At 73.2% G+C, this 24,289-nt stretch carries 27 protein-coding genes; 18 read left to right on the forward strand and 9 right to left on the reverse strand.

Translation table 11 applies throughout. The annotated features are described in order from the left end of the window. Position 1: 1 nt before the first annotated feature. The 7 genes from ACIRB4_RS22810 (at position 2) to ACIRB4_RS22840 (ending at position 5,651) form a co-directional block, all read left to right on the forward strand. Complete coding sequence (locus tag ACIRB4_RS22810) at positions 2–640, forward strand: hypothetical protein (RefSeq protein WP_403293842.1); 639 nt, start codon at positions 2–4, stop codon at positions 638–640. Beyond that, positions 641–1,402 carry a 4'-phosphopantetheinyl transferase gene (locus ACIRB4_RS22815; protein WP_403293843.1) on the forward strand — a complete coding sequence of 254 codons (762 nt, stop codon included), beginning with the start codon at positions 641–643 and terminating at the stop codon, positions 1,400–1,402. It begins immediately after the preceding gene. Beyond that, the gene (rsgA, locus tag ACIRB4_RS22820; RefSeq protein ID WP_403293845.1) at positions 1,399–2,586 is read left to right on the forward strand and encodes a ribosome small subunit-dependent GTPase A; all 1,188 of its coding nucleotides are present in this window, start codon (positions 1,399–1,401) and stop codon (positions 2,584–2,586) included. The genes ACIRB4_RS22815 and rsgA overlap by 4 nt, the downstream gene beginning before the upstream one ends. A gap of 212 nt (positions 2,587–2,798) precedes the next feature. Further along, entirely contained in the window at positions 2,799–2,981 is a 183-nt protein-coding gene (locus ACIRB4_RS22825) for a hypothetical protein (protein WP_403293847.1), read from the forward strand. Between the two features lie 82 nt (positions 2,982–3,063). Then, positions 3,064–4,086, forward strand: a complete 1,023-nt coding sequence (gene gntD, locus ACIRB4_RS22830) for a guanitoxin biosynthesis L-enduracididine beta-hydroxylase GntD (RefSeq protein WP_403293849.1) — start codon at positions 3,064–3,066, stop codon at positions 4,084–4,086. A gap of 30 nt (positions 4,087–4,116) precedes the next feature. Next, positions 4,117–5,424 carry a cation:proton antiporter gene (locus ACIRB4_RS22835; RefSeq protein ID WP_403293851.1) on the forward strand — a complete coding sequence of 436 codons (1,308 nt, stop codon included), beginning with the start codon at positions 4,117–4,119 and terminating at the stop codon, positions 5,422–5,424. Further along, positions 5,424–5,651: a hypothetical protein gene (locus ACIRB4_RS22840; protein ID WP_403293853.1), complete on the forward strand. Its 228-nt coding sequence runs from the start codon at positions 5,424–5,426 to the stop codon at positions 5,649–5,651. Before ACIRB4_RS22835 ends, ACIRB4_RS22840 begins: the two co-directional genes overlap by 1 nt. A 138-nt stretch (positions 5,652–5,789) precedes the next feature. On the opposite strand, the gene ACIRB4_RS22845 is transcribed toward ACIRB4_RS22840, so the two are convergent. Next, positions 5,790–6,353: a DUF6479 family protein gene (locus ACIRB4_RS22845; RefSeq protein WP_403293854.1), complete on the reverse strand. Its 564-nt coding sequence runs from the start codon at positions 6,351–6,353 to the stop codon at positions 5,790–5,792. On the opposite strand from ACIRB4_RS22845, the gene ACIRB4_RS22850 reads away from it, so the two are divergent. Both ACIRB4_RS22850 and ACIRB4_RS22855 read left to right on the forward strand, forming a co-directional pair. After that, positions 6,322–6,834, forward strand: a complete 513-nt coding sequence (locus tag ACIRB4_RS22850) for a SigE family RNA polymerase sigma factor (protein ID WP_403293856.1) — start codon at positions 6,322–6,324, stop codon at positions 6,832–6,834. The two genes, ACIRB4_RS22845 and ACIRB4_RS22850, sit on opposite strands and share 32 nt — an antisense overlap. A 71-nt stretch (positions 6,835–6,905) precedes the next feature. Continuing rightward, a complete protein-coding gene (locus ACIRB4_RS22855; RefSeq protein WP_403293858.1) occupies positions 6,906–8,228 on the forward strand; it encodes a hypothetical protein in 1,323 nt (440 codons plus the stop codon). A 131-nt stretch (positions 8,229–8,359) separates the two neighbouring features. Here ACIRB4_RS22855 and ACIRB4_RS22860 read toward each other — a convergent pair whose 3' ends face one another. The 5 genes from ACIRB4_RS22860 to ACIRB4_RS22880 form a co-directional block, all read right to left on the reverse strand. Next, on the reverse strand, positions 8,360–10,051 hold the full coding sequence (locus ACIRB4_RS22860) for a bifunctional 3'-5' exonuclease/DNA polymerase (RefSeq protein ID WP_403293860.1): 1,692 nt from the start codon (positions 10,049–10,051) through the stop codon (positions 8,360–8,362). 125 nt (positions 10,052–10,176) lie between these two features. Next, entirely contained in the window at positions 10,177–10,782 is a 606-nt protein-coding gene (locus tag ACIRB4_RS22865) for a Uma2 family endonuclease (protein WP_403293862.1), read from the reverse strand. 10 nt (positions 10,783–10,792) lie between these two features. Further along, positions 10,793–11,614, reverse strand: coding sequence for a helix-turn-helix domain-containing protein (locus ACIRB4_RS22870; protein ID WP_403293864.1), 822 nt, complete (start codon positions 11,612–11,614; stop codon positions 10,793–10,795). A 770-nt stretch (positions 11,615–12,384) separates the two neighbouring features. Continuing rightward, on the reverse strand, positions 12,385–14,475 hold the full coding sequence (locus ACIRB4_RS22875; RefSeq protein ID WP_403293866.1) for an FtsX-like permease family protein: 2,091 nt from the start codon (positions 14,473–14,475) through the stop codon (positions 12,385–12,387). Beyond that, entirely contained in the window at positions 14,469–15,323 is an 855-nt protein-coding gene (locus ACIRB4_RS22880) for an ABC transporter ATP-binding protein (RefSeq protein WP_403293867.1), read from the reverse strand. Before ACIRB4_RS22880 ends, ACIRB4_RS22875 begins: the two co-directional genes overlap by 7 nt. Positions 15,324–15,489: 166 nt before the next feature. On the opposite strand from ACIRB4_RS22880, the gene ACIRB4_RS22885 reads away from it, so the two are divergent. The 3 genes from ACIRB4_RS22885 to ACIRB4_RS22895 all read left to right on the forward strand — a co-directional run bounded on the left by ACIRB4_RS22885 (position 15,490) and on the right by ACIRB4_RS22895 (position 19,578). Next, positions 15,490–16,632 (forward strand): DUF2786 domain-containing protein, encoded by a 1,143-nt coding sequence (locus tag ACIRB4_RS22885; RefSeq protein WP_403293868.1) that lies wholly within the window; start codon positions 15,490–15,492, stop codon positions 16,630–16,632. A gap of 262 nt (positions 16,633–16,894) precedes the next feature. Then, positions 16,895–18,946: an FUSC family protein gene (locus ACIRB4_RS22890; RefSeq protein WP_403293870.1), complete on the forward strand. Its 2,052-nt coding sequence runs from the start codon at positions 16,895–16,897 to the stop codon at positions 18,944–18,946. Positions 18,947–19,026: 80 nt separating this feature from the next. Then, entirely contained in the window at positions 19,027–19,578 is a 552-nt protein-coding gene (locus tag ACIRB4_RS22895) for a GNAT family N-acetyltransferase (protein ID WP_403293871.1), read from the forward strand. A gap of 73 nt (positions 19,579–19,651) precedes the next feature. On the opposite strand, the gene rpsN is transcribed toward ACIRB4_RS22895, so the two are convergent. Further along, positions 19,652–19,957, reverse strand: a complete 306-nt coding sequence (rpsN, locus tag ACIRB4_RS22900; protein ID WP_403293873.1) for a 30S ribosomal protein S14 — start codon at positions 19,955–19,957, stop codon at positions 19,652–19,654. Then, the gene (gene rpmB, locus ACIRB4_RS22905) at positions 19,957–20,193 is read right to left on the reverse strand and encodes a 50S ribosomal protein L28 (RefSeq protein WP_403293874.1); all 237 of its coding nucleotides are present in this window, start codon (positions 20,191–20,193) and stop codon (positions 19,957–19,959) included. Before rpmB ends, rpsN begins: the two co-directional genes overlap by 1 nt. Positions 20,194–20,256: 63 nt before the next feature. Here rpmB and rpmG point away from each other — a divergent pair, with 63 nt between their 5' ends. The 5 genes from rpmG to ACIRB4_RS22930 all read left to right on the forward strand — a co-directional run bounded on the left by rpmG (position 20,257) and on the right by ACIRB4_RS22930 (position 22,456). Beyond that, positions 20,257–20,421 carry a 50S ribosomal protein L33 gene (rpmG, locus tag ACIRB4_RS22910; RefSeq protein ID WP_403293875.1) on the forward strand — a complete coding sequence of 55 codons (165 nt, stop codon included), beginning with the start codon at positions 20,257–20,259 and terminating at the stop codon, positions 20,419–20,421. A 7-nt stretch (positions 20,422–20,428) separates the two neighbouring features. Further along, entirely contained in the window at positions 20,429–20,695 is a 267-nt protein-coding gene (locus ACIRB4_RS22915; RefSeq protein WP_403293877.1) for a type B 50S ribosomal protein L31, read from the forward strand. Further along, a complete protein-coding gene (locus tag ACIRB4_RS22920) occupies positions 20,695–21,834 on the forward strand; it encodes a CobW family GTP-binding protein (RefSeq protein WP_403293879.1) in 1,140 nt (379 codons plus the stop codon). Before ACIRB4_RS22915 ends, ACIRB4_RS22920 begins: the two co-directional genes overlap by 1 nt. 3 nt (positions 21,835–21,837) lie before the next feature. Continuing rightward, positions 21,838–22,077, forward strand: a complete 240-nt coding sequence (gene rpsR, locus ACIRB4_RS22925) for a 30S ribosomal protein S18 (RefSeq protein ID WP_137988604.1) — start codon at positions 21,838–21,840, stop codon at positions 22,075–22,077. A 166-nt stretch (positions 22,078–22,243) separates the two neighbouring features. Beyond that, positions 22,244–22,456: a DUF397 domain-containing protein gene (locus ACIRB4_RS22930; protein WP_041129870.1), complete on the forward strand. Its 213-nt coding sequence runs from the start codon at positions 22,244–22,246 to the stop codon at positions 22,454–22,456. 74 nt (positions 22,457–22,530) lie between these two features. Here ACIRB4_RS22930 and ACIRB4_RS22935 read toward each other — a convergent pair whose 3' ends face one another. Beyond that, on the reverse strand, positions 22,531–23,022 hold the full coding sequence (locus ACIRB4_RS22935) for an ATP-binding protein (RefSeq protein ID WP_403293881.1): 492 nt from the start codon (positions 23,020–23,022) through the stop codon (positions 22,531–22,533). Between the two features lie 319 nt (positions 23,023–23,341). Between ACIRB4_RS22935 and ACIRB4_RS22940 the strand changes: the two genes are divergently transcribed. Continuing rightward, positions 23,342–24,214 (forward strand): helix-turn-helix domain-containing protein, encoded by an 873-nt coding sequence (locus ACIRB4_RS22940; protein WP_403293883.1) that lies wholly within the window; start codon positions 23,342–23,344, stop codon positions 24,212–24,214. Positions 24,215–24,289: the final 75 nt, after the last annotated feature.

Genomic DNA, 24,289 nt, shown 5'->3' on the forward strand with positions numbered 1-24,289 from the left:
CATGAGCTTCGAAGAGATCGTCAAGAACACCCTGTGCCCGTTCGCGAGGTCGTCGAAGATGGGCCCGCCCCTCACCATCGCCACCGGCGACGTGGAGCGGGAGCTGCCCACCCACCGCACCGCCCTCGCCGACTTCTTCCGCACCGCCCGGGCCGAGGAGCTCGACGGCATGGTGCTCACCTTCGAGGACACCGCCCTGGGCGCCACCCTGGACTCGCTGACCCGGCTGACCAAGCGGTTCTTCGAGACGCTCTGCGCGATGTACCCGAGCGTCTACGTCCAGGACTCCCCGGACCCCGACGAGACCTGGTACGCGATGATCGAGGGCGAGCGCTTCTTCGTCGTCTCCTTCGCGCCCTGCTACCCCGAGCACTCGCCGCGCTTCAACCACGGAAGCCCGCACACGTACTTCCTGCTCCAGCCGGCCTCCACCTTCGAGCGGCACGCGCCCGCCATCGACAAGCGCAGGGAGCGCATCCACCGCGCGTTCACGACGGTGGGCAGGCCCTACGACGCCACGCTCGCCAACGTCGAGAACGACATGTTCAAGTCCGTCATGCCGATCTCGCCGATCGACCGGCACATCGCCTGGTGGGAGGCCGGAGCCGACGAGGCGGTCCCGGTCAAGAGGGCCGGCTAGATGATCGAGGAACTGCTGCCCCGGCCGGTCGCCACCGCGGAGGCGTTCGGCGACCCGGCGGGGGAGCCCGTCCCCTTCCCGGGGGAGGAGCATCTGCTGGCCCACGCCGTGCCCGCGCGGCGCCGGGAGTTCACCACGGCGCGGGCGTGCGCCCGCCGGGCCCTCGGCCTGCTCGGGGAGCCGCGGGCGGCCATCCCGTACGACAGCTCCCGCGCCCCCGTCTGGCCGGCCGGGATCGTCGGCAGCATCACCCACTGCGTCGGCTACCGCGCCGCCGCGGTGGCGCGCGCCGAGGACCTGGCGGTGCTGGGCTTCGACGCCGAACCGCACGACCCGCTCGACCACACCGGGGTCCTGCACATGGTGACGGGCGCCGAAGAGCGCGCCCACCTGGCCGAGCTGACGGCGCTGCGGCCCGAAGTCCACTGGGACCGGGCGCTGTTCAGCGCCAAGGAGAGCGTCTACAAGGCGTGGTCGCCGCTGACGGGGCGCTGGCTGGACTTCACGGAGGCCACCGTCACCTTCCAGCCGCGCACGGCGACGTTCTCGGCCCGGCTGCTCGTGGACGGGCCGCTGGTCGACGGCGTGGCGCTGCGCGGATTCGAGGGGCGGTTTCTGGTCAGGGGCGGGCTGCTGCTCACCGCGACGACGGTGAGCCGCGTCCCGGGCGCCGCCTCCGGCGCCGACAATGGCCCCGACCTGGGGGCTGCCCGGCGGTTCAGGGCCGGACAGCCGCTGGCCCGATCGAGGGGAACTCCGTGACAAGCGCAGCCACTTCACCGCTCACCGCCTACGGGTGGGACGCCGACTGGGCGGACGCGTTCGCCCCGCACGCCGAGGCGGGCCTCGTGCCCGGCCGGGTGGTGCGGGTCGACCGCGGCCGCTGCGAACTGGTCGCCGCGACCGACGACATCACCGGCGTCGATCTCACCACCGGCACCGACGGCAGCACCGGTATCGATGGCGCCACCGGCACCGGGGTCGGCGGCGCGGACGCGTCGGCCGGCGGCTCCGTCCGTACGTTACGCGCCGACACCGACCCGGTGACCGGCGTCTGTACGGGCGACTGGGCCGCCGTCGACACGGCACCGCCGACCGGCCCCGTCGTACGGGCGCTGCTGCCCCGCCGTACCCGCTTCACCCGCTCGACCTCCTCCGCCCGTTCCGAGGGCCAGGTCCTCGCCGCCAACATCGACCTGGCCGTGATCGCGGTCTCGCTCGCCGTCGAGCTGGACCTCGGCCGCCTGGAGCGGTTCCTCTCCCTGGCCTGGTCCAGCGGCGCCCAGCCGGTGGTCGCCCTGACCAAGACGGACCTGGTCCCCGACATCACCCATCTCGTCTCCGACGTGGAGCGGGCGGGCCCGGGCGCCGGGGTCTTCCCCGTCAGCTCGGTCAGCGGCGAGGGCCTCGACGCCCTCGCCGGCGAGCTGGCCGGCCGTACCTCCGCCCTGCTCGGGCAGTCGGGCGTCGGCAAGTCCACGCTGGTCAACGCGCTGCTGGGGGAGGAGGAGCAGGCTTCGGGCCCGGTCCGCGGCAGCGACGGCAAGGGCCGGCACACCACCACCGCCCGCGAACTGCTGGCCCTGCCCCGCGGCGGCGTCCTCATCGACACCCCCGGGCTGCGCGGAGTGGGCCTGTGGGAGGCCAACGAAGGACTCTCCCAGGTCTTCGCGGAGATCGAGGAGCTGGCCGCGCACTGCCGTTTCCACGACTGCGAGCACCACGCCGAGCCGGACTGCGCCGTGCTCGCCGCGGTCGAGGACGGCACCCTGTCCCACCGGCGGTTCGAGAGCTACCGCAAGCTGCTGCGGGAGAGCGCCTGGATCGCCTCGCGCACCGACGCCCGGCTGCGCGCCGAACTGGCCCGTGAATGGCGCCGCCGGGAGGCCGCGGGCCGGGAGATGTACGAGCGCAAGCGGGGTGGGAAACACCGCAAGGCGTTCTGACGGTGACCCGGTCACCACCGCGCAAGTGGCCCGTGGCCACTTGCAGCCACTGCACCTTTGTGCCAGTGGAAATCCTTGTAGCGCCCGTTCGGCCCCTGGCAAATTACTCAGCGGCGGCCGGTGAATGAGAGCCACGAAAATGGCGAGGTCACCGGCCCGCCCGGGGGAAAGAGGAATTTCCTCTCGCCACTTCGAAGGAATCGGACGGGAAAATGCGACGCAAGGCTTTCGTCTACCTGATCTCGTGCGCTGCGGCTGTGACGACCACGGTCCTGGGGGCGACCACCGCGCAGGCGGCCGACTCCCAGCCGGTGACCTCCGCGGCGCAGGCCGGCACCACCACCGCCGCCACCGGTACCAACGGCGACGCCGGCGACAGCTGGGGCTGGGACTGACCTCCCCGACGCCCCCGGGCGTGGGGGACCCACCCCCCGGCCCGCGGCTCCGACACCACCCACGCCAGAGAGGGCGAATTCCGTGACCAATGACCAAGGCGTGCTCCACTACGACTTGTCCACCGACGAAGTCACCCAACTCGACGCTTTGATCACCGAGTTGAAGGAGGGCGACGGCGACCCGGGCGACCCGCTCTTCCACGACCGGGCGTGGGAGCTCGCCGCACGGCTTCCCCTCGGGCTGCGCAGGTTCCTGGCGGAGTTCCGGCGCGAGGACCCGGCCGCGGCTTTCAAGATCCAGGGGTTCACCGTCGACGACGCGGCGGTCGGCCCCACCCCCCGGAACTGGGCGGAAGCGGCCGCCTCACGCCGGACCCGGCGCGAGGAGGTCTTCCTCTCACTGATCGGCACATGCCTCGGGGAAGTGTTCAGCTGGCCCACGCTGCAATCCGGAAGAATGATCCAGAACGTGCTTCCGATCGCCGGTGAGGAGAACGAGCAGAGCGGTCACGGAAGTGACGTGCTCCTCGAATGGCACACCGAGGACGGCTTCCACCCTTATCGCTGTGATTATCTGGCCCTCTTCGGAATCCGAAACCATGATCGAGTTCCGACGACCGTCGCCTCCATACGCGATGTCGATCTCGGTGACGAGACCCGCAAGATCCTTTCCGAACCGCGGTTCTACATTCTTCCCGACGACGAACACCTGCGGCAGCTGGCCGCCCAGCAGCCCGACCACCCCGGCCTGCTGCGCATGCGGGCCATGCGCGAGACCCCCGAACCCGTGGCCGTCCTGTTCGGCGCCCCCGACTCGCCGTACCTGCGGATCGACCCCTTCTTCATGCGCTGTGTCGACGGCGACGCCGCCGCCGAGCAGGCGCTCAAGGAGCTGGTGCGGGGACTGGAGGCGGCGACCCGCGACATCGTCGTCGAGGCCGGCTCCCTCCTCGTCGTCGACAACTACCTCGCCGTCCACGGCCGCAAGGCGTTCACCGCCCGGTACGACGGCACCGACCGCTGGCTGCAGAAGGCGATCATCACCCGCGATCTGCGCAAGTCACGCGAGACCCGCGACACCGCCGCCGGCCGCGTCCTGATCTAGCACCTGTCGGTCGAGGGGAGGGAAGACGTGATGGCAGCGTCGTCAAGTGTTCCGCTGGACGCGATCGTCCTGGCGGACGTCGCGATCGTCCTGGTCGTGGGAGCCGTGATGGTCGCACTCGGCCGACGGCTCCACCAGCCGCCCGTCGTCGCGGAGATCGCGGCCGGGCTGATGCTCGGGCCCAGCCTGCTCGGGCTGCTGCCGGGAGATCTGCCCGCGCTGATCTTCCCACCCGAGGCGAGGCCCGCCCTGTCGGCGCTCGCCCAGGTGGGCCTGGCGCTCTTCATGTTCCTGGCCGGCTGGGAGCTGGACCTCGGCCGGCTGCGCGGCCGGACCGGATCCGTCGGGTCGACGGCGTTCCTGGCGATGGCCGTGCCGTTCGCGGTGGGCGCGGGCGCGGCGGCGCTGCTCTACGACTCCACGGCCCCCGACGGCGTCGGCGCCGACATGTTCGTCCTCTACATGGCGACCGCCTTCTCGATCACCGCCTTCCCGGTGCTCGCCCGCATCATCCGGGACCGCCGCCTCGGCCACACCCGCGTCGGCGCCATGGCGATGGCCTGCGCGGCCGCCGGCGACGTCGTCGCCTGGTGCGTCCTGGTGCTGGTCGTCGCCCTGGCGGGCTCGGGCGGCACCGGCGGCTTCTTCACCGTGATCGCCCTGACCGCCGTCTACGCCGCGGTGATGCTCCTCGTCGTACGGCCGCTGCTGCACCGTGCGCTGCGCTCGGCCGCCGGGGGGCCGCAGGAGAGGGGCGTACGGCTCGTCCTGATCGTGGCCGGTGTGCTGCTCTCCTCGTACGCCACCTCCTGGATCGGCATCCACGCCATCTTCGGGGCCTTCGCGTTCGGCCTCGTCATGCCGCGGACGACCGAGCCGCGACTGCACCAGCAGCTCGCCGCCCCGCTGGAGAAGACCTCCTCCCTGCTGCTCCCGGTCTTCTTCGTCATCACCGGCCTCTCCGTGGACATCGGCGGACTGGGCGTGTCCGGTCTCCTCACGCTGCTCGTCGTCCTGGTGGCGGCGGTGGTCGGGAAGTACGCGGGCGCCGCGATCCCGGCCCGTCTCTCGGGGATGAGCTGGCGCGACGCGGGGGCCTTCGGGACGCTCATGAACACCCGGGGGCTCACCGAGATCGTGATCCTCGGCATCGGCCGCGAACTCGGCCTGATCGGACCGGACCTGTTCACCATGATGGTGCTCATGGCGCTGGTGACCACCGCGATGGCCGGGCCCCTGCTGCGCCTGCTCGGCGTGGGGGACGCGGCGCCCCTGACGGTGCCGGAGCCGCCGGAGCCGACGACCGACAGCCGCAAGCAAGCGATCGGAGTCAACTGATGCACACGTCCGTCTCCCAGCCCCGGCCCTCGTCCCGGCCCCGCTCCCGGCACTTCGGCTACGAGCACCGCACCAACGGCACCGTCGTGATCACCCGCGCCTGCCGGATCGTCGCCGTCGTACGCGGCGACGCCCAGGTCCTGCGCTTCCTCGACGACCTCGGGACCGGCGACGCGCAGGAGGTGCTGGCCCGCTGGGTCACCCGTATCGCCAGGGCGTCGCTGTAGGGGGTGCCCACACCGCCCCTGCCACCGGTGCGAGACCTGCCGCCCACGTCCACCCGCACGTGGACGCCGGGCGGCTCGGTCAGGTCCGAACCGCCCGGCGCGATCAGGGGACGGCGGTCGTACGCCCGCCGCGCGGCGTCAGTCGCCGTGCCCCGGCCCGCCGCTGCCGAAGCCTCCACTGGAGATGCCGCCCCACTTGCGCTTCTCCTCGCTGGGCGGTTCCGGTGAGGTCTCGGTGCCCGACGTGCCCGAGTCCTTCAGCTGGTACGGCATGAGCCGGTGCTCCCCGTCCGTCTGCGGCATCTCGGCAGGCCGGCGGTACTCCGACATCTCGCCGGGCAGCCGGTCGGTGTCCGGCCGGTGCGGCTGCTCATCGGGGGTCGGCGGCCGCGGCTCGCGGTCCCGGATCCTTCGCCCGAGAACGAAGGCGCCGATGAGGACGCCGACGACGGCGAGACCGGCCAGGAACTGGCCCAGGCCCTGGGTCCAGACGCTGGCGGCCGTCGTGACCTCTGCGGAATGCATGGCGAAAGCGTTCATATCCGCCGAATACCCGCCCAGGGTCGCCTCAGACATCCCCGGGTCCCCACCTTTCTCCGTACGGGTGAAACATTCCCCCGGGGCCGCCGCGTCAAAGGTGTGGAGCGACGGGGACACGAAGGGGGAGGGCATGAAGCACACGTCCCGCGCGGACGAGTTCATGGAATTCGCGTCCGCCCGAACGGGGCACCTTTTCCGGTCCGCATGCCTCCTGACCAGCGGCGACACCCATCTCGCCGAGGACCTGACGCAGGAGACGCTCGGCCGGCTGTACGCCATGTGGGGACGGATGGGGCGGATCGGCAACCCGGCCGGATACGCCCAGACCGTTCTCGTGCGCACCTTCCTCACCCACCAGCGGCGGCGCTCGTCGACGGAGCGCCCGCTCGGGGAACTGCCCGACCGGGCCCCCGCCACGGGGGACGACCCGGCGCTGCGGGTCGCCCTGCTCGACGCCCTGGCCGCCCTCGCGCCCAAGGACCGGGCGGTCGTGGTCCTGCGGTACTGGGAGGACCGCAGCATCGAGGAGACCGCCGAAGCGCTGCAGGTCAGCTCGGCGGCGGTACGCACCCGCTCGGTGCGGGCGCTGGGCAAGCTGCGCGAGCGGCTCGGCGGCAGCCTCGTCGCCTTCGCCACCCGCTGAGGGCCCGCGCCCGCGGACCCCGAACTCTTCACCTACGAACTTTCACCCATGGACCGGAACGGTGATGCGGCATGCCTCTGAACGACGGACACGGACACGAGGGACACGAGGGATTCGAGGACCGGCTCGGTGAGGCCCTGCGCCTCACGGGCGAAGGCTTCGCCGCGCACGACGGCCGCGGACTGGCGTCCGCCGGCCTCAGCCGCGGCCGGCGCCGCCTGGCCCGCCGCCGTGCGGCCGCGGTGACCGGCGGCGTGCTGGCCCTGGCGGTGATCGGCGTCGGCGGGTCGTACGGCGGGGACCTGCTGGGATCGGGCGGCGGCGAGGTGAGGGGCGCCACGGTCGGCGCGCCGCGGACGGACGGCGTCTCCGCGCGGAGCGAGGCACCGCCGCAGAAGGAGGGACCGGCGCAGGCCGAGATCCCGGTCAAGGCCCTTGCGGAGGTCGTGGAGGCGAACACCCCGGCAGGGACCTGGACCTTCGACGGTCTGGACGGCACGGGCCAGTCCGTCGCGGGGGTGTACGACGACGGCAAGGGCAAGGCGGCCGTCTCCGTCGGCCTGTACCGCACCGGCGGCACCGAAGAATCCGGCACCGACCAGGTGACCTGCCCGGACAAGGTCTACGTCCCGTACGACGACTGCGCCACCGAACGGCTGCCGGACGGCTCCCGGCTGATGGTCCTCCAGGGGTACGAGTACCCGGACAAGCGCGAGGAGACCAAGAACTGGCGGGCCGTGCTGCTCACCGAGGACGGCTTCCTGGTCGACGCGAGCGAGTGGAACGCGGCCGCGCAGAAGGGGGCTCCCGTCAGCCGCGAGACCCCGCCCTTCAGCCCCGCCCAGCTGAAGGCGCTGGTCACGACCGACGAGTGGCACCCGCTGCTCCAGCAACTGCCCAAGAACAAGCGCGGCGAGACCGACCCCGGCGCGCCGACCACCCCGCCCGCCCCGGCCGAGCCGAGCAAGGCGGCCGTCCAGGCGACCCTGAAGGCCCTGCTCCCCAAGGACCTCAAGGTGGTCGAGAGGGGCGGCGACACCGGGTTCGGCTACGTGGTCGTCGACGACGGCCAGGGCAGGAGCCTCGTCCAGATCAACGTCCAGTCCCGCATGAACGACGTCGCGGACGAACTCTTCGGCAGCGGTGACGTCACCACCCTGCCCGACGGCCGGCGCGTGAAGCTGACCCAGCAGCCGGGCGAGAAGGGCGGCGCGGGCGTGGTCTGGTGGACGGCCGACACCATCACCGCCGACGGCTTCCGGGTCGTGGTCTCCGCGTTCAACACCGGCGCACAGCACGAGGCGGCGACGCGCGCCGAGCCGGCGCTGACGATGGAGCAGCTGAAGGAGATCGCACTCAGCCCGAAGTGGCGGAAGGGCGCCTCCGCGAAGTAGCACCGCAGGGGCGGGCGGTGGGGCCGCGCCTCGGAGCGGGCGGTGGCCGCGTCCGTGGGCGGGCGGTGGGCCGGACTCTCGGATGGCCGGACCTCTCGTGGGCCGGCCCACCGCCCTTCCCCGACGGCCCGCTACTTCGCGTCCGAGTACCGCTCCACCGTGGCCGTCGTGAACGGAAAACGCACCGGCGTCGGCCCGAACGCGATCCGCCCGGCCTCGTCCCCGGCCGCGCGGATCGCCTCCGTGACCGCCTCCGCCTCCTCGGCCGGGCAGTGCACGATCACCTCGTCGTGCTGGAAGAAGACCAGCTCGGCCCGGAGCCCGGCGGTGGCGCGGCGCAGCGCGGCGAGCATCAGCAGCGCCCAGTCGGCGGCGCTGCCCTGCACGACGAAGTTACGGGTGAAACGACCCCGGGCCCGCGCGTTGGTGGAGGCGTAACCCGGTGTGAACTCCCCGTCCGGCACAGCGAGTTCGCCGCCCTCCTGGGGGAGGCCGGCCTCCCCGTCGTCGCCCGAGCCGGCCGCACGCGGGCTGGTGCGGCCCAGCCAGGTCCGGACGAGCCTGCCCTCCTCGCCCGCCTTCGCCGCCTCGTCGACATAGGCCACGGCCCGGGGGAAGCGGCGGCGCAGCGCGGCGAGGTTCTTCAGGCCGTCCCCGCTGGTCTGGCCGTAGATGGCTCCGAGCAGGGCCAGCTTGGCGTGGTCCCGGTCGCCGGAGAAGGCCCGGTCGGACAGCCGGGTGTACAGGTCATCGGGGTGGCCGGCGACCTCCATCAGGCCCGGGTCGCGGGAGATCGCGGCCAGCACCCGGGGCTCCATCTGGTCGGCGTCGGCGACGACGAGCCGCCAGCCCTCGTCGGCCACGACCGCCTGCCGTATCACCTTGGGGATCTGCAGTGCCCCGCCGCCGTTGGTGGTCCACCGCCCGCTGACCGTGCCGCCCGGTACGTACTCGGGGCGGAACCGGCCGTCGCGCACCCAGTCCTGGAGCCACGACCAGCCGTGCGCGGTCCAGATCCGGTACAGCTTCTTGTAGGCGATCAACGGCTCGACCGCCGGGTGGTCGAGCTCCGCCAGCTCCCAGCGGCGCGTCGACCTCACCCGGATCCCGGCCTGCGCGAAGGCCCTGATCACATCGGCGGGCAGGTCGGGGCGGACCCGGCGGCCGAAGGCGGCGGAGACCTCGTCGGCGAGTTCGGCCAGGCGGCGCGGCTCCCCGCCGCCCGCGTACCGCTCGCCGAGCAGACCGTGCAGCACCTCCCGGTGCACATCGGCACGCCAGGGCAGCCCGGCGCGGTGCATCTCGGCGGCGACGAGCATGCCGGCGGACTCGGCGGCGGTGAGCAGCCGCATCCGGCCGGGGTGTTCGGCACGGTCATGGCGCCGCTGCTGCTCGGCGTACACCTCCAGAAGACCTTCGAAGGGGATCTCGGAGGTCGGGGCCGGTTCGAAGAGCGAGTCCTGCGAGCCGGGCTCGGCGGCTCGCTGCGGCGGGTCGGGGGGCACGGGCGCGTCCCGCAGCCGCGCGAGCGCGGCGGCGGCCGACCGGGGATCCCCGAGGCGCCCCTCGTGCCCGAGGAGGAGCTGCTCGGCGGCCTCGATGTCGTAACACCGCTCGACCCGCACCCCGGCGGCGAGGAGCCGCGGATAGACCTCGGCGGTCGAGCGCCAGACCCAGCGACCGACCTCGGGCCGCGAACGCACGGCCTCCACGAGATCCGGCTCCCGCCGAACCGGCCCGGCGGGCACCCCGTCGGCCCCGAGGGGCACGAGCCGCGCTCCGCCCCCCTCCCCCTCGCAGGCCAGCGCCCACCTCTCGCTCATGGGTGCGAGTCTGGCACCCACCACTGACAACGACCGGCCACGGCGCCTCGTGGGGCTGCGCGCCGACCTCGCGGCCGCGCGAGGCGCCACCGGGCTCCGGCCGGACTGACGGCCCTCGGGCGCCGTCAGGGATAGCGGGGAAGGTCCTCGGTCGAGATCGTCCAATCGGCGATGGTGACGTCCTCGCCGTAGACGAAGTCCTTGCGGGTGGCGTAGCGCGGGCCGTCGGGGGTGGCGTGGATGTCGGAGAAGACGGCTCCGGTGCCGGTACGGGGATCGAAGATCGCGTACACGGGAATGCCGATCAGGGGGTAGTCCCGCAGCTTGCCCACCCAGTCGTTGTCCGGGTTGGAACGGGAAGCGATCTCAATGGCGGCGACGAGGGTGCGGGGGTCGAAGGAGCCGTCGCCCTCCATGTCCGTCCACGAGATCACCATGACGTCGGGGCGGCGCATGATGCCCCCGGGCGCGTCCTCGACGTCGGGCTCGCCCGTGTGGGCGACGAGGCTGTCCGGCATGACCCGTTCGAGGCGCCGACTGACTTGCGCGGCCGTGAACTCGTGGGGGCGACGCGGAGCCATCATGTCGTGAACGATTCCATCAGCGGTGATCTCGAACTTGCCCGAGACGGTGTCGTCCAGGACCTTCAGCGCTGCGCGCATAGACCGGTAGTGGGGGGAGTCGATGGTCATGGCGCTGGCTCCTCGTCCGTGCCCTGGGGCCCGAGTCATCAGCTTCATGCTAGGCGGCCCTTCTCTCGGGGGGACGGCAGTCGCGACACCGGCCGGGTTCGGCCGATCTGAAGGCTCGGTCGCAGCTGTCGCAGTTCTGAAGGGGGTCGCGGGCGGGTGGTTGCGCGGGGAGGGGCGGTGGAAGCAGGGCGGCGAGGCGGTGGGCGATGAGTCCGGCCGGGTGGACCAGGTCGTCGGGGAGGGTCGCGGCGAGGGTGCGCACGATGGCGTCGGGGGCGGCGCCGCGTTCGAGCCAGGTGGTGACGCCGGGGGCGAGGCGCTGGATGTCACGCGCGGCGAGGAGCAGCCGGGGCTCGTGGAGGCGGAGGCGGGCGAGCAGGTCGGCGGCAGGCTGATGCGCCGGGGGGAACGGCGGTGACGGAGCGGGGGTTACGGGGTGGGATGCGGGTTTCGGTCGCTCAGGCCGGCCCGGCGGCGGCGGGGCGTCCGGAGGCTCGGGGGGCTCCGGAGGCGTCTCCGGTACGGGATCGGGTTCAGCCCCCGGCCGGTTGTACGAGACCGTGCGCGGGGCGAGGCGGCCCGTGGGCAGCCGTTCGTTGAACCGCTTCAGGTAGCCGTGGGTCTCCAGCTCCCGCATGGCGCCCGCGATCCGCATCTCGCTCTCCGGGAACTTCGCGGCCAGGGCCTTGATCCCGACAGGGGTTCCGGCGGGGAGCGACTGGAGGTGGACGGCGAGCCCGATGGCGAGCAGCGAGAGCTCGCGGTGCTGGGCGAGGTGGTTGCCGACGACCGTGAAGCGGGTCGTGTGGCGGACGTTGACGTGAATGAGCCCGGAGGCGCGCGAGGGCGCGCTAGGGTGCTGGGAGGCCATCGGGAAGCCTTATCTTCCTCGGTGGTCAGGCCCTCGATCGGGATCGCTAGTCCCGGCCGGGGGCCGTCGCATGTCTGGGGTTGTGGCGGTGAGCATATGCCAGGCAACGGGCCCCAAATCCAGCCCAGTTGGCGCATATCACCCGTGTGGGTGACGGGTGCGCGTCGGGGAGGCTGGAGGGGTGGGGAGGGTACTTGCCCTGGTACTTAAGTCTTTTCCGTCGTGGGCCACCGGATCGCGGACGCCCGCGACGCGGGACGTCCGGGGTGGGCATCGTGGTCGTCCGCGACGCGGAACCGGGGACGGGCCCCCGGCGCCGCCATCCCCTGGGGCCGCCCTCCGAGAGTTTTCACGCGCCCGGAGGTGACGGGTCAAGGGTGGCCGCAGGTCATCGCACAGCGACGCGTCGCGGAACGAGGAGCGCCCTTGGCGCGTCGCCGGAGGGCGCGACTCTCGGAAGGAAGGGCGTTCCGCACCAGACACTCGCGGAGACCGGCCGCGCACAGGCACCCCTCCCAAGGCCCCGAGCCCGATCTCCGCCGTGACCGCCTTGCGAAGAACAGGGCCGGCTGCCACGCCTCACCGCTCCGCGAGCGCCTCGACGACGACGAGCCCAGCCCGGCCCGGACTCCGCCGACTTTCCCGACTCCGCGCACCCCAAGGCCGGTAGGCGGTCAGCCCGGGTGTCGGTCACCCGGCACAGAACCGAGGGACGGGGCGGTGACCCGGCTCCGACCCCGGTCACCGCCCCGCCCCACCACCTTCCCCGCTCAGCGCGTCAGGCGCCACGCGGGCAGTGCCGCCGCCCCCACCGCCACCGCGCCGCACACCCCCGCCGCCGCCCCGACCGCGCCCCACGGCACGGTGACCGCCACAGGTGCCGAGAGGGCCGCGAGGCCCGCGCCCAGGCCGGCCAGGTTCACCGCTGTCACCGCCAGGCCCAGGACCGCGCCGATCGCCACGGCCACGCCCGCCTCGCCGGTCACTATCCGGAGGACCTGCGCCCGTGTCGCCCCCGCCAGCCGCAGGGACGCCAGTTCCCCGCCCCGTACGGAGGTGGCCATCAGCAGGGTGTTCGCGAGGGCGATCACCGTGTAGACGAGGGCGATGCCCAGGACCAGGAGCAGTCCGAGCCGGGTCTCCGGGCTGCTCGACGGGTGCGTGGCGGCGGCCCACTCCGCGACCGTGCGAACGGGTCCGCCGGCCGCCGAAAGGGCCTCGGGGGCGACGCCTCGTGCCTCGACCCGGTCCACCGCCGCGCCCGGCGCGTTCGCGCGGGTCACGTACGGCCCGTTGTCGCCCGTGCCGAGCGCCAGGACCGCCACGACCCGCAGCCGTACCGGACCGCTGCCGTCCGCGAGCCACACCTCGACGGTCTCGCCGACGCGCCCCCGTTCCCACTCCTCGTTGACGACGATCGACCGGTCGTCGAGCCGCCGTACGTCCCCGGCCACCACCGGCAGCCGTGCCAGGCCGGCGAAGGCCGCCGGGTCGGACACCGCCCGCGCCCCGTACTTCACCAGCGCCTCGGCCCCGTCCCGTACGAAGACGGACGTCGCGCCCGTCGCCGAGGCCCCCGGCACCGGCCGCAGGCCCTCGCCGCTCACCACGTACTCGGCCCGCGTCTGCTCCCGCGCCTCCGCCGCCTTCGCGCTCGTCACCGTCGCCGCCGAACCCAGCAGCGAACCCGCCAGGGCGACGGTCACCAGCACCGGCGCGGCGACGGCGGCGGTACGGCGTACGGCCGCCGCGCTGTTCTCCCGTACGAGCGTCCCCACCGCGCCCGGCAGCCGCAGGGCGCGCGCCACCGGCCGTACCAGCGCCGGTGCGAGCAGCGCGAGCCCGCTGGCAAGGAGCATCGGCTGGGTCGTGTACGTCTTGCGCTTCATCAGCTCCGACGGCTCGGTGAGGCAGGTCCACACCAGCAGCCCGAGGCCCGTCGCGAGCAGTCCCGCGCCCAGCAGCGCACGGCCGAGCGGGAGTACGTCCGTGTCGACGTCCGCCTCCTGGAGCGCCGCCGTCGGGCCGACCTTCCCGGCCCGGCGGGAGGCGGCGACCGCCCCGGCGAGCGCGACCGTCACCCCGGTCCAGAAGGCCGCGTGCAGCGGCCAGGTGGTGGCGCGGTCGATCAGGAACCAGTCCGGGGCCATGTTCCCGTCGACGAGCACACGCACCAGCCAGGGTGCGCCGAGCACACCGAGCGCGCATCCGGCGGCCGAGGCGAGGACGCCGACGCCCGCCGCCTCGACGAGCAGCATCCGCCGCAGCTGTCCGGGCGTCGCACCGGCCGTGCGCAGCAGCCCGAACTCGCGCCGCCGCAGGGCGACGGCGAACGCGAAGGTGGAGGCGACGACGAAGACGGAGACGAAGGCGGTGACGCCGCCCGCCGTGCCGAGAAGGGCGTTGAGGGCGACGAGCGCCTCGGCGTCCCGCTCGGGCTCGGGGTCCGCGAGCCGCCGGTCGTCGCCGGTGAGCACTTGGGCGCGGGCACCGACGAGGGTACGGACCTCGGGGGCCGGGCCGTGGACGCCGACGGCGTCGGGGCCGCCGGCGGTGGTGACCGTCCAGCGGGCCTTCAGCTCGCGCAGCAGTTCGGTATCCACAGGCTGTGGACGGTCGAGCTTCTTGGACACGGGGACGGTCGCCGGTCCGCGCCGTACGTCGACGGTGACCGCGTCCCGCCCCTTGACGACCACCGGCGCGGACGCGAACCGCTGCGGCGCGCGTTCGGGGGCGTCGAAGGTGGCGGAGAGGCCGAGGCCCATGGTGGTGAGGAGGCCGACGCCGAGGGCGAGGGCGACGAAGCTGCCGAGGAAGGCGGCCCAGCGGGCGCGCAGCCCGGAGAGGACGACGGTCAGCACGCGACCCCTCCCGCCCCGGCGCGCGCGCCCTCCGCGCCCGTCTCCGGACTGGCCGTCCGGGCCGCGTCCGTCTCCGGGCCCGCCATCCGCGCCGCGTCCGTCTCCGGGCCCGCCATCCGCGCGGCGTCCGTCTCCAGGCCCGCCATCCGCGCGGCGACCCGCGCGGCCGTCGGGGCGAGGAGTTCGCCGCTCACCCGGCCGTCGACCAGGAATACCACCCGGTCCGCGCGGGCGGCCGCCACCGGATCGTGGGTGACCATGACGATCGTCTGGTCGTCCCGGTCCACCAGCTCCCGCAGCATCGTCAGCACGTCGCGGCTCGTCGTGGAGTCCAGCGCACCCGTCGGCTCGTCCGCGAAGAGCACCGCCGGGCGCGTGATCAACGCCCGTGCGATGGCGACGCGTTGCTGCTGTCCGCCGGACAGCTCCCCGGGGCGGTGCTTCTCCCGACCGGCCAGGCCCACCCGGGCGAGCGCCTCCCGCACCTCCGTACGGGACGGGCGGCGCCCGGCGAGGCGGAGCGGCAGGGCCACGTTCTGCGCCGCCGTGAGCGAGGGCAGCAGGTTGAAGGACTGGAAGACGAACCCGATGCGGTCGCGCCGCAGCAGCGTCAGCCGCCGCTCGCTCAGCTTCTCCAGGGCGACGCCGCCCACCTCCACCCTGCCCCCGGTGGGCCGGTCGAGGCCGGCCGCGCAGCGCAGCAGCGTGGACTTTCCGGAACCGGACGGCCCCATCACGGCGGTGAAGGTCCCGGCCCGGAAGTCCAGGTCGACGCCGTCGAGGGCACGGACGTCCCGGTGGTGGCGGTGCAGGGCGGTGAGCCGTACGGCTACGGCGCTTGAGGTCATGGCTCAAGCGAACCGTTTCCGCCTCTTCCGATCACGACCGCTGGAGGGCGTCTCGGGGGTAGGCCCAGCCCTACCCCGATGTCGCGGGGGTGCGCGGTGAGGACCATCCTGGTGGAGTGACCGGGACCGCGTAAGGTCGCGTGGTGATCGGGCGGGCGCGCGAGGAATGGGACGCGAAGCAGAAGTGAGCGGCACGGTGGAGCGGGCGCTCGAAGCGCTCTACACGGACGACGAGCGGGCACTGGACACAGCGGCGTCGCTGCTCGCCGCCGATCCGGCGGCGGACGCGGAACTGGCCCGCCGGGGCGAGCAGTTCGTCCGCCGGGCGTGGGAGCGCGGCTGGCAGCCGGCCGATGTCGTACGGCTGGCCCGCCGGGACCTGCGGGAGGAGCACGTCCGTCTGCTCGGCGCCCTGATCGCGACGGAGACGGGCGGTTACGAGCGCCTGCCGGCGCGTTGGGCGGCGCAGATCGCCGAGCTGGACACACGCCCCTGGAAGGCGGACCGCTTCTCGTACGCGACGGCGGTCCTGGAGCTGTACCGCCTGCTGGTCCGGCTGCCGTCCCTCGATCCCGTGGGCCCGGTGCCGGGCGACGCGCTGCTCCCGCCCCCGGCGGCGGGGGAGTCCCGCATGCTGACCCGCGTCCGGGCCCTGCTCGCCAAGGCGGAGGCGACCGGCTACCCGGAGGAGGCCGAGGCGCTGACGGCCAAGGCGCAGGAGCTGATGGCCCGCCACAGCCTGGACGAGGCGTCGCTCGCGGCGGGCGCGCCGGCGGGGGAGACGCCGGGGGCGGTTCGGATCGGGGTGGGCGCGCCGTACGAGCAGGCCAAGGCGATCCTGCTGGACGCGGTGGCGACGGCGAACCACTGCCGGGCGGTGTGGAACGAGGCGTACGGCTTCTCGACGGTGATCGGCTTCGAGGCGGACCTGGAGCCGGTGGAACTGCTCTACACCTCGCTCCTGGTCCAGGGGACCTCGGCGATGACGCGGGCGGAGGCGGAACAGCGGGCGGGTGGCCGCAAGCGCACGAAGTCCTTCCGCCAGTCCTTCCTCCTCGCCTACGCGAACCGTCTGGGTGCGCGGCTGGCGAGCACCTCGCGCCGCGTGGCGGCCGAGACGCCGACGCTGCTGCCGGTCCTGGCCTCCCGCGATGTCGCGGTCACCTCGCGCACGGACGAGCTCTTCCCGGAGACCCGTACGACCCGGGTCCGCGCGATGTGGGACGAGGCGGGCTGGACCCACGGCACGACGGCCGCGAACCGCGCGGGCCTCGGCCCCGACCGCCGCGCCGTCCGGGGCGGCTCCTGACGACTCCTAGACGGCTCCTGACGTCCGGGGCACCTGACGGGTCCGGGGCGGCTCCTGACGTCCGGGGCGCCTGACGAGTCCGGGGCGGCCCATGACCGTCGGCGGCTCCTGACCCACCCGGGCTCCTGACCCGCGCGGGCGGTGCCCACGGCGCGTCGGCCCCAACCGGGGCCCCTGACCGGCCCGGGCCCCGCCCCGCCGGGCCCCGGCCGACCATGCGGCCGAAATGTCTGGTCCACCCTTTCGTGGATAACCTCACCCCATGAGCTGGCTCCGCGCCCTGAAGGAGACCGCCCGTGCCGGGCTCGCCGTCGAGCGGCGGCGGCTCGAACCCCTCGTCGCCGCCCGTGGAGCCCTCGGTCTCGCCCTCGTCGTCGGCGTCTCCCTCGCCCTCTTCGGACCCGGCGTCGCCATCTCCTCCGCCTTCGGCGCCTTCCAGGCCGCCATCGCCACCTTCCAGCGCTCCTGGCGCCCCCGCCCCACCCTCGCCCTCGCCTCCGGCGCCAGCCTCGCCGTCTCCACCTTCCTCGGTTACGTCACCAACGCCGGCGCCCACCCCGCCCTCTTCCTCGCCCTGCTCATCCTCTGGACCTTCCTGTCCGGGCTCGCCTGGGCCAACGGCCCGACCGTCGGCATCATCGCCTCCTCCAACGTCGCGATCATGCTGGTCACCGTCACCCTCCCCACCTCCGTCGCCGGAGCCGCCGGCCACGCCGCCATGATCGCCGTCGGCGGTCTCGTCCAGGCCGCGCTGGTCGTGCTCCTCCCGATCCGCCGCTGGGGCGCCCAACGCGACGCCCTGGCCGACGCGCTCGCCGCCGAGGCGGACTACGCCCGGCGCCTGCGCCACGACCCCACCGCCTCCTTCGACCCCGTACCGCTCATGACGGCCCGCAGCGCCGCCGCCGTCACCCCCCGCCAGGCCCGCCGCCGCCCCGCCGAGCTGCACGGCGCCCGGGGCCTGGCCGAGCGGATCCGCCCCGTGCTCGCCTCCCTCGCCGACCCGGCCGTCGGCGTCCCGGCCGAAGGCCCGCAGCGCGCCCGGGTCCATGAGCTGCTGGGCGCCGCCGGTGCCGTCCTGGACGCCGCCGCCCACGCCATCCGCCACGGCACACCGGTCGACCTCCCGCCCGCCGCGCTCGCCGCCCTCCGTACCCCCGACACCGGCGCGATCCTCACCGGCCCGCCCCGCCGCGCCGCCGTCCGGCTCGCCGCGCTCCTCGACGACGTCGTGGAGACCGCCGAGCCGCGCACCGAGACCGCAGCCGAGGCACGCTCCCGCCCCACCCTCCTGCGGCTGACCCCCGTCGCCCTGGCCCGGGTGCGCGCCGAACTGCGCCACGACTCGCCGATCCTGCGCCACGCCGTCCGCGTCTCCGTGGTCACCGCCGCCGGCTACGTCCTCGGCACCGCCCTCCCCCTCGGCCACGGCTACTGGGCCCCGATGGCCTCCGTGATGGTCATGCGCCCCGACTTCTCCCAGACGTACGCCCGTTCCGTCGCCCGCTTCGGCGGAACCCTCCTCGGCGTCGCCCTCGCCACCGGCATCGTGCAGACCGCCCGCCCCGGCGTGTACTCCTCGGCCGCGCTCGCGGTGGGGTGCGCGTTCGGGATGTACCTGCTGATGCGCACCGGGTACGCCGTCAGCCAGGTCTGCGTCTCGGCGTACGTCGTCTTCCTGCTCGGCACGGGCGGTTCGGCGTGGACGCAGACCGTCCCCGAGCGGGTGGTCCTGACGCTGCTGGGCGGCGTCCTGGCGATGGTCGCGTACGCCGTCTATCCGGCGTGGGAGACGCCCCGGCTGCGCCACCGCCTCGCCGACTGGCTGGTGGCGGACGGGCGGTACGCCGCCGCCGTCGTCGCCCACTACGCCGCCTCGGCCGGCCCGGCACTCCCCGACGTCCGCGAGGCGCTCCTGGAGACCAGGACGGCCCGGATCGCCTGGCAGGAGGCGGTGGCGCGGGCGACCCACGAACCGGTGCGCCACCGGGGCCTTTCGCGCGCGGCGGCGGAGGACGCCGGGCACGCCCTGGCCCAGTTCGGACGGGTCGCGATGCTGCTTGAGGCACACCTGCCGGAGCGCGGCGCGCCACCGGTCCCCGCCGCCACGGTGCTCGCGGAGTCGCTGCGCCGGGCGACGGAACGGGGCGCGAGGACGGTACGGGAGCGGGAGGTGCCGCGCTGGGGCGACCTGCGGGAGACCGTCGCCGCCTGGGACACGGCCCCACCGGACCACTTCCTGCTCCACACGAGCGCCCGACTCCTCCTGGACGCGCTCGACGACCTCAGCGCGGCCCTGACGGAGAAGCCATAGGGCACGGTCTTTTGTCTCGGGGCCCACGCCGTGGAAAGTGGTTCGCCGGGCGGGGCGTCGCCTGGATAACGTCACCGTCCATGACCCCGACCCCGGCCCCCACCCTGCGTACCGACCGCCTGCTCCTGGAGCCCTACACCCCTGCGGACGAAGAGGACTTCGTCGCTCTGTTCCAGGATGTGGCGGTGTCGCGGTGGATGGGTGACGGCCCCTCTTCCGAGGAGGAGGACCGGGCCCTGTTCGGGCGGATCTTCACGACGGTCTACGCCCACCGCCTGTTCGACGTCTGGGCCGTTCGCAGAGACGGCCGGCTGATCGGGCACGCCGAGATCAAGCCGACCGAGGAGTCCGGAGGCCACGAGATCATCTACGCGCTGGCACCGGCCGCGTGGGGATCGGGACTGGGGACGGAGCTGGCCCGAGCCCTCGTGGCCTACGGCTTCGACACGCTCGGACTGACCGAGGTGCACGCCACCGTCGCGGCGCCGAACAGCGCGTCGCTGACCCTGCTGAACCGGATCGGCTTCGAGCACGTCCGCGACATCAGCGAGGACGACGGCAGCACGACACGCGTGCTGACCCGCCGCCGCTCGACCGCCACGGACAGGGCCTCGCTCACCCGGCAGGGATGATCACCCGGTCACCACGGCGCCTTGCGCACCCCGGCCACCCGGTCACGACGCCTCGCGCACCTCGGCCACCCGCTCACCACGACGCCTTGCGCACCCCCGGCAGGAACCCCGCGTGGGCCTGTTCCCGCAGCCGGACCCGGGAGATGCCGAACTTCCGCAGGTGACCGCGCGGCCTGCCGTCCACGGCGTCCCGGTTGCGTACCCGGGTCGCACTCGCGTCGCGGGGCTGGCGGCGCAACTCCCGCAGTGCCGCCTCGCGTTCGGCCTCCGCGGTGGACGGGCGGCGGATGATCTCCTTCAGTTCGGCCCGCCGCGCGGCGTACCGCTCCACGACCGCCTTGCGCCGCTCGTTGCGCGCGATCTTGCTCTTCTTCGCCATCAGACCTTCACTCCCCGCGCGCGGATCCGGGCCACGGCGGCCTCGATCCCGATCGTGTCGACGGTCTTGATCGCCCGTGCGCTGAGCGTCAGCCGGACGTACCGGCCCTCGCCGGCCAGCCAGTAGCGCTTGCGCTGGATGTTGGGGTCGAAGCGCCGTGACGTACGGCGGTGGGAGTGCGAGATGCGGTTGCCGAATCCGGGCTGGGCGCCGGTCAGCTGGCAGTGGGCGGACAAGGGTGACCTACCTCTCCGAGCGATTATTGGTAATGGGAACCATGTTCATTTACTCTACACGCCATGGCCCGCAACGAACTCCGCCCGATCATCAAGCTCCGGTCCACCGCCGGCACCGGCTACACCTACGTCACCCGCAAGAACCGCCGGAACAACCCCGACCGCCTCACCCTGCGCAAGTTCGACCCGGTCGCCGGCCGGCACGTCGACTTCCGAGAGGAGCGCTGAGCACCCCATGCAGCACGGCATCCACCCCGCTTACGGCCCCGTCGTCTTCCGCGACAAGGCCGCCGACTTCGCCTTCCTCACCCGTTCCACGCTGACCAGCGACAAGACGGTGGAGTGGGAGGACGGCCACACGTACCCCGTCGTCGACGTCGAGATCTCCTCCGCGAGCCACCCCTTCTACACCGGCACCGCGCGCGTGCTCGACACCGCCGGCCGGGTGGAGCGCTTCGAGCGCCGCTACGGCCGCAAGGACGATCGGCGCGAGGCACGCTGATGTCACCCGGCCTCTCCGTCGCCCTCGTCGGAGGTCTGCACTCCGACGCCCGCCGCGCCGCCGTGGACCGGCTCCTCGCCACCGTCCCCGGCAGCGTCGCCCTCCACCACGACCTCGCGACGGCCCCGGCGACCGGGACGGTCGCCCGAACCGTCCGCGACGCCACCGGCGTCCTGTCCACCGACGAGACCCCGCTCGTCAACGACTGCGCCTGCTGCGCCCTGCGCGAGGACCTCGTCCCCGAGCTGGAACGGCTCGCGGGCAGCGGACTGACCCGTCTGGCCGTCGTCGAACTGTGGGACTCGGTCGAGCCCAAGGCGATGGCCGAGGTCGTGGCCGCCGCCGGGCTCCGGATCGGCGCCGTGATCACCGCCGTCGACCCGGCCCTCGTCCTGCCCTACCTCGGCAACGGCGACGACCTCTCCGACGCCGGGCTCGCGGCCGCCGCGACGGACCAGCGGACCGTCGCCGACACCTGGGCGCGCCAACTGGAGTACGCGCCCGTCCTCGCCCTCCTCGACAACCCCGACGCGGACGACGAGGACCGGGCCCTCCTCACCCAGCTCCACCCCACGGCGCGGCACGTGCCCATCGACGGCGGTACGGAACTGGCCGGCGTCGCGCTCGCCGGTTTCGACGTCGAGGCCGCCGCGGCCGCCCAGCACCCGGCGTGCGCCCTGCTGCCGCAGGAGGCCGACGCGAGCGGCGTCGCCACCTACGTCTGGCACCACCGCCGGCCCTTCCACCCCGAGCGCCTCTACGCCGCCCTGGAGGACCTGACCTGCGCCGCGGCCCGCAGCCGGGGGCGGTTCTGGCTCGCCGACAAGCCCGACACCCTGCTCGCCTGGGACGCGGCCGGCGGCGCCCTCTGTGTGGAGAGCGCCGGGCCGTGGCTGGCCTCGCTGCCCGACGCCGCCTGGGAGATGGTGCCGCCGGTCCGCCGGGCCGCCGCCGCCCTCGACTGGGACCCCGAGCACGGCGACCGCTGCCAGCACCTGGTCTTCACCTCGCCCGGCCTTGACCGGGACGGCCTCGCCGAGGTCCTCGACTCCTGCCTGCTCACCGACGCCGAGTACGCCGCCGGGCGCGACGCCTGGAAGCGGCTCCCGCCCGCCTTCGACTCCCTCCTGGAGGTCTGACCCGTGCCCCCCAAGTCCCCCCGCAAGCCCGCCAAGCCGCGCCCCAACCCGCTGGACCGGGACGGCATCACGTACATCGACTACAAGGACACCGATCTGCTGCGGAAGTTCATCTCCGACCGGGGCAAGATCCGCAGCCGCCGGGTGACGCGCGTGAGCGCGCAGCAGCAGCGGCAGATCGCCCGGGCCGTCAAGAACGCCCGCGAGATGGCACTCTTGCCTTACTCGTCGGTAGCCCGCTGAGGCACGCTGGTACGGAGCGTCGCGTAGTCGACACACCACCCCTCGTGCACGTGCAGATGCTCATGCATTGGTAACGTGAACACGGCTATGATCCGAGGAAGTTGACCACTGCACGAAGCATCTCGGGGAGCTACCAGTGCACCACGCGCATCACGCGTACAACGGCATGGCGGCCACGGAGCTGCGGGGTGTCGTGTGGCAGAAGAGCCGGCACAGCAACTCCCAGGGTTCGTGCGTGGAGTTCGCCAAGCTGCCCGGCGGAGACGTGGCGGTGCGCAACTCCCGTCACCCCGAGGGGCCGGCGCTCGTCTACACGCCCGCCGAGATAGAGGCGCTGCTGCTGGGGGTCAAGGACGGGGAGTTCGACCACCTGGTGTGAGCCGTGCGTGATCGCGTACGCGGAAGAGGGCCCCGGCATCCGCCGGGGCCCCTTTCTGTTCGCGTGGGCGCGTACTACTCCGGCCCCAGCCGGAACAGTGCCCAGACCACCTTGCCCTGGAGCGTCCCGGCCAGCGGGTGCCAGCCCCAGCCGTCACTGAAGGAGTCGACGAGGAAGAGTCCCCGGCCGCCCTCCGCGCAGTCGTCGCTCCCGCGCGCCTCCGGGCTCTTGTGGCTCGGGTCGCGCACGGCGCACACCAGCCGCGAGGACCAGCGCATCAGATGCAACCGCACCGGCGGATTCTGGCCTTCCTCCTGGGGCGCGTCCGCCGGGAGCGCGTGGCGCAGGGCGTTGGTGACGAGTTCGGAGACGACCAGGGCCACATCGTCGAAGCGGTCCGCGAGATCCCACTGGACCAGCGTGGTGCGGGTGAACTTCCGTGCGCCGCGCACCGCGTCGTAGCGCGGGGGCAGCGAGCAGGAGGCCGAGGTGGAGACGGCCGCGGGATCGATCGGCGGAAGCCCCTGCCGTAACGGCTCGAGCATGGTCGATCCATTCGTCCCCATGCGAGGCACTCCCGGAAATCGCGGCGAATCGCGGCTGTGGTGCGACGGCGTGGTGCTACAGGTGGTGCGACGACACGAGGTGTACGCGGCTGCGCGTCCATGGTTCCGAAAGCGACCCCTGGATGCAAGGGCAGATGCACGTGCACGCGCCGGACCTGTCCTTCCCCGCGCCGATTCTGGGGAAATCTTCTGCCGACTCTTTCGCCGGAAACGCCAACCCGCCCTGAAGTCGCCGTCTTTGAGTAATCGAATGTGTACGCGCTGAAGCGTTTAGTGGCAGAATCCGGGGCCCTGGACCCCCGAAGGGAAGGCTGGAGCCGTGACCGCAGGCGAATCGAGCGGGGCGAGCGGGAGCGTGGTGCGGCGCATCCTGCTCGGCTCGCAGCTGAGGCGACTGCGCGAGTCGCGCGGCATCACCCGCGAGGCGGCCGGTTACTCGATCCGCGCGTCCGAATCCAAGATCAGCCGTATGGAGTTGGGCAGGGTGAGCTTCAAGGCCAGAGACGTCGAGGACCTGCTCACGCTCTACGGCGTCAGCGACGACAGGGAGCGCGGCTCGCTCCTCGGGCTCGCCCGCGAGGCCAACGTGGCCGGCTGGTGGCACAGCTTCGGCGACGTCCTGCCCGGCTGGTTCCAGACGTACATAGGCCTCGAAGGCTCCGCCTCCCTCACCCGGGTCTACGAAGTCCAGTTCGTGCACGGCCTGTTGCAGACAGAGGCGTACGCGCACGCTGTCGTCAGCCGGGGCATGCCCGACGCCCCGAGCGCGGACATCGAGCGTCGCGTCGCTCTGCGCCTGGAGCGCCAGAAGATCCTGGTCTCGGAGCACGCCCCCCACTTCCACGTCGTCCTCGACGAGGCCGCGCTGCGCCGGCCCTACGGCGACCGCGCGGTGATGCGGGGCCAGCTGAGGCATCTCATCGAGGTCTCCGAGCACCCCGGAGTCACGCTCCAGGTCATGCCGTTCAGCTTCGGCGGCCATGCCGGCGAGAGCGGCTCGTTCACCATGCTCAGCTTCCCCGAGTCGGACCTCTCCGACATCGTCTATCTGGAGCAGCTCACCAGCGCCCTCTACCTCGACAAGCGCGAGGAGGTCGGCCAGTACGCGCGTGTGATGGAGCGACTGCAGAAGGACAGTCCCGATCCGGCCGAAAGTCGGGACCTTCTCCGAGGACTCCTCCAACTCTCCTGACTCGTCAGTAGGATGACGTCACATCAGTCGCGTCCGTACCGACGTCCGCCACCGCGGGTTAAGGGGTCTCGCCCA

The organism is Streptomyces sp. NPDC093600 (assembly GCF_044764755.1).
Taxonomy (GTDB): Bacteria; Actinomycetota; Actinomycetes; order Streptomycetales; family Streptomycetaceae; genus Streptomyces.